Annotated in this window: 11 protein-coding genes and 1 riboswitch; of the genes, 6 read left to right on the top strand and 5 right to left on the bottom strand. The window is 69.0% G+C overall.

All coding sequences use genetic code 11. The features are described from left to right. Window positions 1-372 carry a glycine cleavage system protein GcvH gene (gene gcvH, locus E3O57_RS12705; RefSeq protein WP_088455608.1) on the bottom strand — a complete coding sequence of 124 codons (372 nt, stop codon included), beginning with the start codon at window positions 370-372 and terminating at the stop codon, window positions 1-3. Between the two features lie 125 nt (window positions 373-497). After that, the gene (gene gcvT, locus E3O57_RS12700) at window positions 498-1,676 is read right to left on the bottom strand and encodes a glycine cleavage system aminomethyltransferase GcvT (RefSeq protein ID WP_103480138.1); all 1,179 of its coding nucleotides are present in this window, start codon (window positions 1,674-1,676) and stop codon (window positions 498-500) included. 209 nt (window positions 1,677-1,885) lie between these two features. Then, window positions 1,886-1,984: riboswitch (glycine riboswitch) on the bottom strand. Window positions 1,985-2,167: 183 nt separating this feature from the next. On the opposite strand from gcvT, the gene E3O57_RS12695 reads away from it, so the two are divergent. Together E3O57_RS12695 and E3O57_RS12690 are read left to right on the top strand one after the other, a co-directional pair. After that, complete coding sequence (locus E3O57_RS12695) at window positions 2,168-2,362, top strand: hypothetical protein (RefSeq protein ID WP_103480139.1); 195 nt, start codon at window positions 2,168-2,170, stop codon at window positions 2,360-2,362. A gap of 18 nt (window positions 2,363-2,380) precedes the next feature. After that, window positions 2,381-3,751, top strand: coding sequence for an HNH endonuclease signature motif containing protein (locus tag E3O57_RS12690; protein WP_103480140.1), 1,371 nt, complete (start codon window positions 2,381-2,383; stop codon window positions 3,749-3,751). A gap of 24 nt (window positions 3,752-3,775) precedes the next feature. Here the strand turns inward: E3O57_RS12690 and E3O57_RS12685 are convergent, their stop codons facing one another. Both E3O57_RS12685 and E3O57_RS12680 read right to left on the bottom strand, forming a co-directional pair. Continuing rightward, complete coding sequence (locus E3O57_RS12685; RefSeq protein ID WP_103480141.1) at window positions 3,776-4,264, bottom strand: GNAT family N-acetyltransferase; 489 nt, start codon at window positions 4,262-4,264, stop codon at window positions 3,776-3,778. A gap of 121 nt (window positions 4,265-4,385) precedes the next feature. Further along, window positions 4,386-7,046: a hypothetical protein gene (locus tag E3O57_RS12680; RefSeq protein ID WP_133159856.1), complete on the bottom strand. Its 2,661-nt coding sequence runs from the start codon at window positions 7,044-7,046 to the stop codon at window positions 4,386-4,388. A 193-nt stretch (window positions 7,047-7,239) separates the two neighbouring features. Here E3O57_RS12680 and E3O57_RS12675 point away from each other — a divergent pair, with 193 nt between their 5' ends. The 4 genes from E3O57_RS12675 to E3O57_RS12660 all read left to right on the top strand — a co-directional run bounded on the left by E3O57_RS12675 (window position 7,240) and on the right by E3O57_RS12660 (window position 10,521). Next, window positions 7,240-7,650 carry a GNAT family acetyltransferase gene (locus E3O57_RS12675; RefSeq protein ID WP_103480143.1) on the top strand — a complete coding sequence of 137 codons (411 nt, stop codon included), beginning with the start codon at window positions 7,240-7,242 and terminating at the stop codon, window positions 7,648-7,650. A 60-nt stretch (window positions 7,651-7,710) separates the two neighbouring features. Then, window positions 7,711-8,421: an LON peptidase substrate-binding domain-containing protein gene (locus E3O57_RS12670; protein WP_240632407.1), complete on the top strand. Its 711-nt coding sequence runs from the start codon at window positions 7,711-7,713 to the stop codon at window positions 8,419-8,421. Between the two features lie 95 nt (window positions 8,422-8,516). Beyond that, complete coding sequence (locus E3O57_RS12665) at window positions 8,517-8,813, top strand: toxin-antitoxin system YwqK family antitoxin (RefSeq protein ID WP_103459510.1); 297 nt, start codon at window positions 8,517-8,519, stop codon at window positions 8,811-8,813. Between the two features lie 4 nt (window positions 8,814-8,817). Then, window positions 8,818-10,521, top strand: a complete 1,704-nt coding sequence (locus E3O57_RS12660; protein WP_103480144.1) for an FAD-dependent monooxygenase — start codon at window positions 8,818-8,820, stop codon at window positions 10,519-10,521. On the opposite strand, the gene E3O57_RS12655 is transcribed toward E3O57_RS12660, so the two are convergent. Further along, the gene (locus tag E3O57_RS12655) at window positions 10,482-12,008 is read right to left on the bottom strand and encodes an AMP-binding protein (protein WP_103459512.1); all 1,527 of its coding nucleotides are present in this window, start codon (window positions 12,006-12,008) and stop codon (window positions 10,482-10,484) included. The genes E3O57_RS12660 and E3O57_RS12655 overlap by 40 nt on opposite strands. Window positions 12,009-12,062: the final 54 nt, after the last annotated feature.

Genomic DNA, 12,062 nt, shown 5'->3' with positions numbered 1-12,062 from the left:
CTATTCGCCGGTGATGGCGGTGTATTCGGCGTAGCTGAGCAGCGCCGGGAGGGTCTCGAAGGTGATCTTGATGAGCCAGCCCTCGCCGAGCGGGTCGCTGTTGACGAGTTCGGGGCTGTCGACGACGGCGTCGTTGATCTCGGCGACGGTGCCGTCGATGGGGGCGAAGAGTTCACCCACCGACTTGGTCGACTCGATCTCGCCGACGACGGTGCCCGCGGCGAGGGCGCTGCCCACCTCGGGGAGTTCCACGAAGACCACGTCACCGAGCTTGTCGGCGGCGTAGGCGGTGATGCCGACGGTGGCGGTGTCGCCGTCGACGAGCACCCACTCGTGCTCGGCGGTGTACTGCAGTTCGGTCTTGTCTGCCATGGGGTTCCTCTCAAGGGGATGATCACGGGGTTGATCAGTACGGGGTTGATCAGTGCGGGGCGATGCGCGCTGTGGCGACATCGGGTGAGCGGATGCCCGAAGCCGGGCCATCCGCGTGGAGTGCGCTACTTGCGGCGCTTGTAGAACGGCAGAGCGATGACCGTGGCCGGCGCGCGGGTGCCGCGGACGTCGATGAACACCTCGGTGTCTAGTCGGGCCAGCGTCGGCGGCAGGTAGGCCATGGCGATCGGGTAGCCGAGCGTGGGCGACAGCGCGCCACTCGTGATGACACCCTCCGCTTCGGTGGCGTCGGTGCTGCGGAAGATCCGGTAGCCGGCGCGGCCGGCACGCTTGCCGGCCGAGACCAGGCCGACGAGTACGGGCGCATCGCCGGACGGACCCTCTTCGCTGGCGGTGCGACCCACGAAGTCGGTCGGCTTGGCGAGGTTGACGACCCGGCCCAGGCCCGCCTGGGCGGGGTACGTCGAAGTGGTCAGCTCGTGGCCGTAGAGCGGCATGCCGGCTTCGAGGCGCAGGGTGTCGCGGCTGGCGAGCCCGGCCGGAACCAGGTCGTGCGGCACGCCGGCGACGACGATGGCGTCCCAGAGGGCGAGGGCGGCGACGCCCGGCAGGTAGATCTCGAAGCCGTCCTCGCCGGTGTAGCCGGTGCGGGCGATGAGCACCGGCGTGCCCGCGAACGTGGCCGTGAGGGCGCGATAGTAGCGGAGGCCCGTGAGGTCGCCGTCGATGGTGAGCCCGGCGGTGGACTGCACGATGGCGAGGGCGTTGGGGCCCTGCACGGCGATGAGGGCGGTGTCGTCGCTCTCATCCGTGACGGCGACGTCAAAACGCGCGGCACGCGCGGTGAGTGCGTCCAAGGCCTGGTCGTGGTTGCCGGCGTTGGCGACCACGAGGAAGTCGGTCTCGCCGGTGCGGTAGAGGACGAGGTCGTCGATGATACCGCCGCGTGAGTTGAGGAGCAGGCTGTATTTGGCCTGCATAAGGTCGATGACCGAGAGCTGACCGGCCAGGGCGTGGTCGAGGAACTCGCCGGCCTGCGGGCCGCTGACCCGGATCTCGGCCATGTGCGACAGGTCGAAGAGTCCGGCGGTCTTGCGTACTGCGTGGTGCTCGGCGAGGTCGCTGGAGTAGCGCACGGGCATCTGCCAGCCGGCGAAGTCGGTGAAGCTGGCGCCGGCGGCGACGTGGGCGGCGTGCAGTGGCGAGAAGCGTTCGGTCGCGGCGGCGGCGTTCGAGGAGGGCTCGTTCGAGGAGGAGGTGGGGTCAGGGCTGGCCGAGGTCATGAGTTCTCCGGTTCGTCGCCGGGCAGATGCCGGACGAGTTGCTCCGGGGCTCGTTCGAACCCCGTTGGGAACTCCCCCTCTGTCGTCTGGCCTGAGAGCTTCACCGGCGCGTGCGCCGGCTTTCACCGTGGGCGGGACTTGGCAGTTCTGACCGGATCCCGCTGACGCGAGGCCCGGACGCGCTGTGCTCGTCCGCTTTTCAGAGTGGCCCGTTCGATGCGGTACGAGTACCTGAGAGATTGTCGGGGAGGATTGCTCCTTCGGTGTTCGCTCGTCTCTACGACGTCGAACTCTCCCGCATCGACCGTGTGGCCCGATTTTCAGTTGATTGTCCTGCGGATGAAGTCTATCCGACCAGCGCGCCCCGCGAACTGTGAGCTTTGCCCCAGAATTCGGCGGAGTCTGGGGCTTTTCTCACGGTTCGCGGAGCCCGTCGGCCGGGTGCGTGGCGCACTCGGTGCGGTGTCGGTGGTAGGTGAGACGATCTCAGTATGAGTATCGCTGACGAGGTACTACCGCCCGCTCCGGACGATGACGACTACTCTCCGGAGCCCACCCTGGACGACCGTGTCCAGGCCGATCTGGTCCGGCACACCGAACGGATCGCGGCCGATGACCGCGTCATCGCCCGGGCCCAGGCCCGCCGGATCGAGCACCTGCTGGACCTGCAGGACTGGAGCGAATAACCCCAGGTCGCCTCCCGGTTGCACGGCAACCCGGCGAACATCCGCCTCGCCGACGACAATGCGACCCGCCTGACCGAGGACCAGGCCCGCGCCGCCGCGTACAACCGGTGGGACGACCGGGAGGTCGCCCGGCGCACCATCGTGAGCGAGACGGCGTGCCTGACCCGGGTGGCCGAGCGCACCATCGACCGGCAACTGGACGAAGCCCGGTTCCTCAGCTCCTACGCACCGGCGACGTTCGCGACGTTCTCGAGAGGGGAGATCAGCTACCGACACGCCACCACCCTGCTCGGCCAGCTGCTCACCCTGCCCGACGGGGGCCAGGCGGCGTTCGAAGAGAAGGTGCTGCCCGAGGCGAAACGCCTGCCGGTGGGCCGGTTCCGTGACAAGGCGCGCCGATTGCGGGAGCGACTGCACCCGGAATCGATCGTGACCCGGCACCGGAACGCGCTGGCCGACCGGCGTTCGTACTGGGAGGCCGCCCCGGACGGGATGGCCTGGTTGCACTGGTACGGCACCGCCCACGACACCAAGGCCGCCTACGACCGCATCAACGGCATGGCCGTGCAACTCACGCACCTCGGCGACCCGACCCCGTCCGACCAGACCGATGGCGCCAGCAGCAGCGGCGGCAGCGCAGTAACGGGTCACAGCGGCGCAGCCTTCGGCCGCGCACAGGACACGGCCGAGGACTCCCCGACTCGCACCCTCGACCAGCTCCGCGCCGATATCACCGCCGCCCTGCTGCTGGACGGCATCACGCCCGACGGGATGGGCGCCGGCATCCGCGGCACGGTCATGGTCACCGTGCCCGTGCTCACCCTGCTGGGCTTGGACGAGGAACCCGGCACCCTCGAAGGGTACGGGCCCATCTCCCCCGAGGTCGCAAGGGAGATCGCCGGGCACGCACCGAGCTTCACCCGGCTGCTGACCCACCCGGAAACCGGGGTGGTGCTCTCACTGGGCAAAACCCAGCACAAGAACACCAAGGCCATGAAAAAGTACCTGCGGGTCCGCGACGAAACCTGCCGGTTCCCGGGCTGCTCCCGCCCCGCGGTGACCAGCGACGTCGACCACACCGCCCCCTGGGCCGGCGGCGGCAACACCGACTGCGACAACCTCGCCCACCTCTGCGAACCCCACCACCGACTCAAACACCTCAGCCAGTGGCGAGTCACCCAGGAACCCGGCGGGATCCTGCACTGGACTTCCCCCGGGAAACGCAGCTACCGCACCGACCCGGCCAACCCGATCGGCCCACCCCGACCACAGCCGCCGGTCGTGGGGCCCGAAACCCGGAAGCGGCCCGCCGACGACACCTACCTGATGCCCCGGCAGCGGCCGAGTCGGAAGCCGACCCCGCCGGTGCCCGAGAACCCGCCGTTCTAGAAGCTGGAGGAGCAGCCAACGAGGCTACAGGAGCAGCTTGAAACCCACGTGGGAGGAGGCGAAGCCGAGGCGCTCGTAGAAGCGGTGAGCGTCGAGACGGGAGGCGTCGGAGGTGAGCTGTACCAGCCGACATCCGCGTCCGCGCCCGTACTCAACCGCCCAGGTCAGCATCTCGCTGCCGAGGCCGTTGCCGCGCAGGGCGGCGCTCACGCGCACCGCCTCGATCTGCAACCGAGTCGCCCCGGACCGGGCGAGCCCGGGCAGCACCGTGAGCTGTTGAGTGGCCACCACCTTCCCGGCGGGATCGTCGACGACAACGAGCAGTTGGTCTGCCGCTTCGTCGATCGCGGTGAAGGCAGCCAGGTAGGGCGCCAGATCCTGCGCCGCGGTGGATTCCTCAGCGGATCGCAGGTGGTCGTCGGCGAGCAGGCCGATGATCGCGGGCACGTCCTCAGCGAGCGCCCGTCGCAGGGTGAATGGTCCGCCGGGTAGGTCGAAAACTGCCTCAGTCATCCATCCAGCATGCCAGTGCACGTTTGTCTGCGCGGGCCCGAAATGCCGCACGCCCGGACCGCCGCCGCCCACGACAGGTGGGCGGTGGCGATCCGGGCGTGTGTGCCGATGCCTTGGCCGGTTAGTAGCTGTTCGAGAAGACCGGAGCGCCGTCGACCATCTTCACGGTCCCATTGACCGAGAAATTCATGGTTGCCGTTTCCGGCGACGCCTGGCCCCGATAGTCAGTGTTCGTGTAGGTCACGGTCGCCGAGCCGCGATCTTCCGTGGCGAGGTACCACTCGTTCTTGTACGAGCTGCCCAACGACGTCACGGCCGGCTCGTCGATGGTCCAGACGACATCGGTGATAGTGCCGTAATCGAACACATAAATCGGGCAGTCGTCGGCATTCAGCACCTTCTGCGCCACGCAGCCGGCGAGATATTCCGCCACCTGCTCATCAATGGACGAGGTAAACTTCGCCGTCGGTTCGAGCTTCAACTGCGCACTACCTGATGAAACAACCATTCCGACCTGGACCGTCTGCGGCTCGGCTGCAAGCCACTCGGCGTCCCCTGCGCTGCCGATGACATAATCTCCGGCGAAAGCGAGAACCTCCAGATAACCGGACTCCTGGACTTCACTGGTCAGCTCGATGACGGTGCCGTTGACATCGACCGATTCGATACCCGGCGCGACGGAGACCGACACCGTCGGCAGCCAGACCGGGTCCAGGGTCCAGTTATCGAAGAACAGGGCCGTCTTCCCGGACTTCGTCAACGTGTAGCTCGCATCCTCCTTGACCCCGTCCAGATCGACGTCGGCAGTCACCGTGGCGGTATCGCCTGTGGTGCTGACATCGGTGATCGTGAATCCGCTGATCCGGCCCTCGGTCGCCTTGAGCACCTTGTCGGTGAGCAGCACCCCCTGCTCCCCGGAGCCGTCGACATCACCGATCGCCACGGCAGCCGATGCGTCACCGGCCACGAGCGCGTCGAGGTAGCTTTCCACCTGGTTCTGCGGGCTGTAGACCATCTGATTGACGATCGAAACGGCGATGGATGCGCCGAGCACGACGACGACACCGGCCCCGACGGCGCCGAGCACAATCCGCACCCGACGCTTCTTCTCCGGGGTCATCGGCACGGTCGCGGCAACACCATCATGCTGGGGCAGGACCACGGCGGGCTCCCCAGAGCCGACGGGCTCTCCGGTTGCGCCGGGAGCGGCGCTGGCGACGGGAACCTTGGTCGGCTCCGGCAGCACATACGTACCGGGCACCGCGAACGGCACGCCGACCAGTCCGGTGATCCTGGCCGACCGGGTGAGGACGGTGGCGGGGAGGAGCTGCACCAGGGTCGGGGCCGCGAAGACCGCGACGACCTCGACGAGGGCACCCAGCGCGGCGAAGACGATGAATGTCCACGCGGCCAGCCCGACGACGCCGGAGGCAGCAGCAGCCCCTTCGATCAGGGAACCGGCACCCGCGAGAAGGCCGTCGAGGCTCTCGCCTGCGCTGGCCGTGTCGACGCTCGTCCAGCCGGCGATGGCACCCACAATCGAGATGACGATGCCCGCGACAGCGAACGACACCACCGTGGTCACCCACGACATGGCCGCAGACAACCTCAGCTGCCCGCGACGAAGACGCAGCACGGTACCCGTGACCAGGATGAGCAGAAGGTTGGCCACCAGGATCAGCACAGTGGCCCAGGCGGGCAGCTCAGCGGGCATCCAGAAGCTGTTCGACGAACCGGTCAGCCCACCCAGGGCGGCCAAAGAACCACCGAACGTGAGCGGTGCTAAGTTCACGAAGCCGAGGCCGTCGACCACAGCGGTCGGAAGCCAGAAGAACGCCGTCAGGAGAGCGTTGACGCCGCCGTTGACCACGGACCAGACCAGCAGTCCTGCGGTGACCAGAACGGCGAGCACACCGAGGTGCAGCCCGACGACCGGCAGCGTCGACCGCACGGATGCGAACACGGTGGTGGCGGCCGGTGCCACGATGGCAGGCGTGATGCCGGCGGCCCCGCGGGCCACCCGGGCCCGGGCGACATACGAGGCGAGGGTGCCCAGAACCACAGCGCCCAGGAATGCCGTGAATGACGCCGACGTCGCGGTCCCGGTTGCGGTCGTGAATCCCAAGTAGCTTTCGGAACCGTCACCGAGCACATAGGTCAGCGGTGTGACGGCCGCGACGATGACGACAAGAATCGCCAGCACCACACCGCTGAGCGCCGACAGCAACCAGCGGATGCCGCGCGTCCGGCTCGGCGCGATCCGTTCGTCCCTGCGGGCCACGAATGCGGTGGCGATGATCAGGAAGGCGGTGACCAGCAGCGGAAGCCAGAGCACGGAGACGGCGGCCGAGATCCCCATCACCGTGGCGCCGATGGTGAGCGTGCCGGCAACGGCCAGGCCAACGATCTGAGCGGGCGCCTGGAAGGCCAGTCCCCAATCGAGGGATGCGTCAGCGGCGGCGACGAACACCAGCAGGGTGAACACCAGCGCCAACAGCCAGGTGGCGGCGTAGACGACTACCGGGGCGATCGCGGCGGCGATGAACCGTTCGGCCGGGATGCCCCGCACCATCGAGGCGACGCGGGTGCCGACGGTCGGTCCGGTCGGCGCCGGTATGGTCGGCAGCGTGGCACCCGGAGTACCGTACGGAGCCGCGACCGGCTCAGCCGGCGCGGGCGGCGCAGCGGCCGGATCTGCAGTCGGTTCTGCTGCCGGTTCTGCAGTCGGTTCTGCTGCCGGTTCTGCTGCCGGTTCTGCTGCAGCGGCCGGCTCAGTTGCCACCGCGCTTTGGTCTGTATTGTCTGTGCCCGTTCCGGAATCGTCTCCGGAATCGGGATTCCCACCCAATTGTGAATTATTCATGCTTCCCCCAGTTATCGTTTCGAAGCGTATCGCAAACAAACAGCTGGCCAGCGGCCAAGTCCGTTCCCCGTGTAACGATCGGAACACCACTCGGCACCGGCACAATGGACCAATGCACATCACGGACGTCACCCCCGCCGATCTCGAGGCCGTGACCACCCTCTGGGAGGAAGCCGGCCTCACCCGCCCGTGGAATCCGCCCGCCACCGACCTCCATCGCGCGCTGGACGGATCGACATCGACTGTGCTCGGTGCCTTTCGCGACGGCAGACTGGTCGGCACCGTGATGGTCGGCCACAATGGCCACCGCGGCTGGGTCTACTACCTGGCCGTCGCCGTGCCCGAGCGCGGCATGGGCCTCGGTCGCCGGCTGATGCAGGCCGCCGAAGCCTGGCTGGTGGAACGCGGCGCCGTCAAGCTGCAGCTCATGGTGCGAGAGAGCAACACCGCCGTCACCGGTTTCTACGACCGGCTCGGCTATGCGGATGCCCACGTGCGCGTTGTCGCGAAACGGCTCGACTGATCTCACTCCCCGGCAGCCGGGGTGCTTGGTTTTCCACCGGGAGCGTGATTCGCTGGGGTCATGTCGAATCAGGGGAGCTCACCCGACGAGCCCGTCGGCGCCACCGGCCTGCCGATGTTCCCGCTCGGTTCGGTGCTCTTCCCCTACATGCCGTTGCAGTTGAGGGTGTTCGAGGAGCGCTACCTCATGATGCTGGCGAGCATCCTCGAATCGGAGCCCGCGGAGTTCGGTGTGGTCCTCATCGAACGCGGCCAGGAAGTGGGCGGTGGCGAGCACCCGTTCAGTACCGGGACAGTGGCGCAGGTGCTCGAGCTGGTGGCGCCGGAGGGGTTCGTCGGCCTCGTCGCGCAGGGAGACCGGCGCATCGAGGTGATCGAGTGGCGCCAGGACGCCCCCTACCCGCAGGCCGTGGTGCGGGAGCTGCCCGCCCTGGTCTGGGACGACGCCCTCACCCCGCTGCGGGTGCTCGCCGAGCAGACCGTGCGTCGTACCCTGTCGCTGGCCAGCGAGTTCACCGACGATGCTTGGTCGGCCAACGTCGCCCTGTCCGAGGACCCCGTCGAGGCCGCCTGGCAGCTGGCCGGCATCGCCCCGGTGGGTCCGCTCGACCAGGTCGCCATGTTGCGGTCCACCAGCATGGCCGGCCTGCTTCGGGCGATTTTCGACCACACCGAAGCGGCCGCCGACGCGTACAGGGTGCCCGGCCCCGGTGAGCTGGACGCGGATGACTTGAACACGGATGACCTGGACCCTGACGACCCGAACGCCTGACCCTCGCGAGCGACCGCGGCCGGCTCGTCATCAGTGCGGGCGGTGTACCGTCGCGCGCCGTTGAGCGCTGGAGCATTCCGGGGCAGCATGGGGGCATGCCCTCTCAATCGTCCTCCCCCTCGTTCTCACGGTCCGTCGGCTTCCCGATCCCCCGCCACGACCGCTTCCCCGATGGGTCGGTCAAGGCCAGCGGCTTTGAACTCGACGGCAAACTCCACGGACACTGGGAGTGGTTCCGTCTCGACGGTTCGCTGATGCGTTCCGGGGAGTTCGACCTGGGTCACCAGGTGGGCTTGTGGCGCACCTGGGACCGCACCGGGCGCCTCGTGAAGGAGACCTCGTTCGACCGGTCGACCCCGGGCACCAGCCCCGCGGACCCTGCCACCCGGTGATGACATGGCCGGAAACCGGATCGGCACCGGCACCGGCACCGGCACAATATTCGACGCCGATGTCCTGATCGTGGGCGCCGGGCCCACCGGGCTCGTCCTCGCCCGAGAGCTGCACACCCACGGGGTCACCGCGATGATCGTCGACAGGGCAGCGGATGCAGCGCACGAGTCCCGCGCGCTGGCTATCCAGGCACGCACCCTCGAGGTCCTCGCCCGCAACGGCCTCGCGGACGACCTCGTTAGCGCCGGCAACCCGACCGGGACGCTCCTGCTGCACGGGCGCGGACGCCGCCGCCGCCGCGGCAGCCCGAGCGCTGCGCCCGCTCACGCCGTGTCCCTGTTCGACGAGGCCCTGTGCGACGAGGCACTCGGTGACACGCGCTTCCCGTTCCTGCTGTTCCTCTCTCAGGCCGGCACCGAACGAGTGCTCGTCGACCGCCTGGCCAGCGCGGGCGTCGGCATCCGCCGGGGTCTCACCCTGACGGGCCTGAGCCAGGACGATCACGGGGTCACCTGCACCCTCGACTCCCCCGGCGTGCCGCCTAGGACGGTACGCACCCGCTATGTGGTGGGCTGTGACGGCGCGCACAGCGCGACCCGGCACCTGGCCGGCATCGGTTTCTCCGGTCGAGCCTTCCCGCAGCGCTTCCTCCTCGCCGATCTGGAGGCCGACGGTCTGGAACCCGGCCGGGTGCACGTCTACCTGTCCGGAGCCGGTCCGCTGTTCCTGTTTCCTCTCGGCTCGCCGGCCGGCTGGCGGCTGCTGGTGATGCTACCGCCGGGCAGCCGCACCGGCCCCGTCACCCTGGCCCTCGCGCAGGCGGCCGTCACCCGGTACACCCGGGACACCATCGTGCTGCACCACCCGGTTTGGCTCACCGAATTCACCATCAGCAGTCGGCTCGCCGATACGTTCGCGCGCGGCAGGGTGTTCCTGGCCGGCGATGCGGCTCACATCCACAGCCCGGCCGGCGCCCAGGGCATGAACACCGGCATCCAGGATGCCGTGAACCTCGGCTGGAAACTCGCCCTGGTCTGCCGGGGCGCCGCCGACCCGGCGCTGCTCGGGAGCTACGAGCAGGAACGACTGCCGGTGGCCCGCTCGGTGCTGGCCGGCACCAACCGTGCCTTCACGGTGGCGACCAGCCAGCACCCCGTGCTGCGTGGCCTGCGGGCCGGCCCGGCCGTGCCGGTGGCCGCATTGCTGCTGCGCAGCCGGATGGCACGCCGCACCGGCTTTCGGCTGATCTCCGAACTGGGCATCCACTACCGGCGCAGCTCGCTATCGGTGGACGGGGTCCCCAGCCTCGACCGGGGGCCGCGGCCGGGCGAGAGATTCCCCCAGCCCGGGATGGGCGCGGTGCCGGTGACTTCCGTCAGGACCGCAGCCGCCGGTCACGGCGCGGCACCGGGCCCGCCGGTGTTCCGGATGCTGCTCTGCGGGCCGGCCACTGAGTGGCCCGATGCAAGGGTGCGGGAGTTTCAGGCCCGCTGGGCGCACCTGCTCACCGTGGAACTGACCCCGTCCGCACCGCGATCCCGCTGGTCGGCCGCTCCACGCGCCGCCGCCGTCTCGCGCCGACGATCCGGCCTGGCCCAGTATCTGGTGCGTTGGGACGGCTACGTCGGCTACCGCGCTGACGGCTCCGACCTTGACGGCGCCGAGGCCTACCTCCTGGGGTTCGGTGCTCGACCGCTCCCGCCCTGACCGGGGGCGGGCTCGGCGGGGTCTGCTCCTCGACCGATGAACCAGTAGTAGCCATCGGCGTCCCGCCGCACCAGGTCGCCCGTGAGGTACCAGCCTCCGACGAAGCGTCGCCGGTACCGGGCGTCATCCCGCAGGTAGCCGCGGAACATCGAAGGCCAGTCGGCGCGAAAGGCGAGCTCGCCGATGGCACCCGGTTCGGTGACCAACACCACCCCGCCGTCGTCCCCGCGCACGAACCGCCCGTCGGCGTCGGTGAGCAGCACGGCGGCCTGCACCCCGGGTAGCGGCCGGCCGAGCGCGCCGGGCCGAATCGGACTGCCCGGGAAATTCGCGAGCATGATGCCACCGGTCTCGGTCTGCCGCCAGGTATCGTGCACCGGCCGCCCGAACGTCTCCTGGGCCCAGGCGAAGACCTCGGCATCGAGCGGTTCACCACCGCTGGCCACGTGGCGCAACGCCCTGAGATCATGGGCGGCCGCGAGCGCGGGGCCGGCCGCCATGAGCATCCGGAGCACTGACGGTGTGGTGTACCAGACCGTCACCCGCTGGTCGGCGAGCACACTGTAGGTGCGCTCGGCGTCGGGCTCTCCCTCCACGATCAAGACTGTCGCCCCGTGGACCAACGGCGTGATCACGCCATGCGAATTGCCGCTGACCCAGCCGGGGTCCGCAGTGCTCCAATAGACGTCCTTCGGGTGCAGGCCGAGGGCGTAGAGCCCGGCGACATAGAGCGAGGCGACGGCATCATGCACGTGCACCACACCTTTGGGCGGACCCGTCGTGCCGCTGGTGAAGTGGAGCATGGCCATGTCCTCCGACTGCATCGCCATGATGTCGCCGTACGGCGGGGCATCGCGCATCAGCGCGACCAGGTCGACGGTGCCGGGGTCCGGTTCTCCGTCGGCATCGATGAGGAGGACCTGCACCAGCTCGGGCAGTTCTGCCCGCACCGGCGCGACGGTTTCTCGGTACAGCTCGCGGGTGGTCACGAGCGCCCGCCCAGAGCCGCGCTTGAGTCGTTGCCGCCCCTGCTCGGGGTCGAAGCCGGAGAACATCGGGCAGAACACGCTGCCGTTCTTGAGGGTGCCCAAAGCGGCCACGAAGAGTTCGGGTATGCGTCCGCAGAGGGAGAAGACCCTGTCCGCCCGCTCGATTCCCAACCGCTGCAGCACACTGGCGAAGCGTCCGGTTTGTTCGGCGAGCTCGGCGTAGCTGAGCGGGTGAGTGGTGCCGTCGGTGCGCACGAACCGCAGCGCATCGTGTCCGGCGAGCGCTCCGGCAGCGTGGCGGTCCACGGCTTCGTGGGCGATGTTGACACCCCGGCCGTCCGGCAGCCCCGACAGCACCTGTCGCACCCGGTCCCAGCTGAACTCCGCATAGACCTGCCCGTAGTCGACCAGAGTCGACCGCACCACGAAGGACGCGGAGTCTGTGTCAAGCGGGGGCCGCGCCGGCGCGGGGTCTGAGGCGTTTGATCCTGCCGTCATGCCCCCATAGAACTCCTGCTCGGTCGCCCGGCATAGGGGCCGGCCACAGCAACA

The organism is Cryobacterium sp. TMN-39-2 (assembly GCF_004402745.1).
Lineage (GTDB): Bacteria > Actinomycetota > Actinomycetes > Actinomycetales > Microbacteriaceae > Cryobacterium > Cryobacterium zongtaii.
The sequence above is the reverse complement of the archived record's forward strand: the minus strand, read 5'-3'. Positions and strand labels throughout refer to the sequence as shown.

Excerpts from the sequence above, each read along its gene's own strand:
- gcvH (WP_088455608.1), bottom strand. The coding sequence starts at position 372 with ATGGCAGACAAGACCGAACTGCAGTACACCGCCGAGCACGAGTGGGTG.
- gcvT (WP_103480138.1), bottom strand. The coding sequence starts at position 1,676 with ATGACCTCGGCCAGCCCTGACCCCACCTCCTCCTCGAACGAGCCCTCC.
- E3O57_RS12695 (WP_103480139.1), top strand. The coding sequence starts at position 2,168 with ATGAGTATCGCTGACGAGGTACTACCGCCCGCTCCGGACGATGACGAC.
- E3O57_RS12685 (WP_103480141.1), bottom strand. The coding sequence starts at position 4,264 with ATGACTGAGGCAGTTTTCGACCTACCCGGCGGACCATTCACCCTGCGA.
- E3O57_RS12675 (WP_103480143.1), top strand. The coding sequence starts at position 7,240 with ATGCACATCACGGACGTCACCCCCGCCGATCTCGAGGCCGTGACCACC.
- E3O57_RS12670 (WP_240632407.1), top strand. The coding sequence starts at position 7,711 with ATGTCGAATCAGGGGAGCTCACCCGACGAGCCCGTCGGCGCCACCGGC.
- E3O57_RS12665 (WP_103459510.1), top strand. The coding sequence starts at position 8,517 with ATGCCCTCTCAATCGTCCTCCCCCTCGTTCTCACGGTCCGTCGGCTTC.
- E3O57_RS12660 (WP_103480144.1), top strand. The coding sequence starts at position 8,818 with ATGGCCGGAAACCGGATCGGCACCGGCACCGGCACCGGCACAATATTC.
- E3O57_RS12655 (WP_103459512.1), bottom strand. The coding sequence starts at position 12,008 with ATGACGGCAGGATCAAACGCCTCAGACCCCGCGCCGGCGCGGCCCCCG.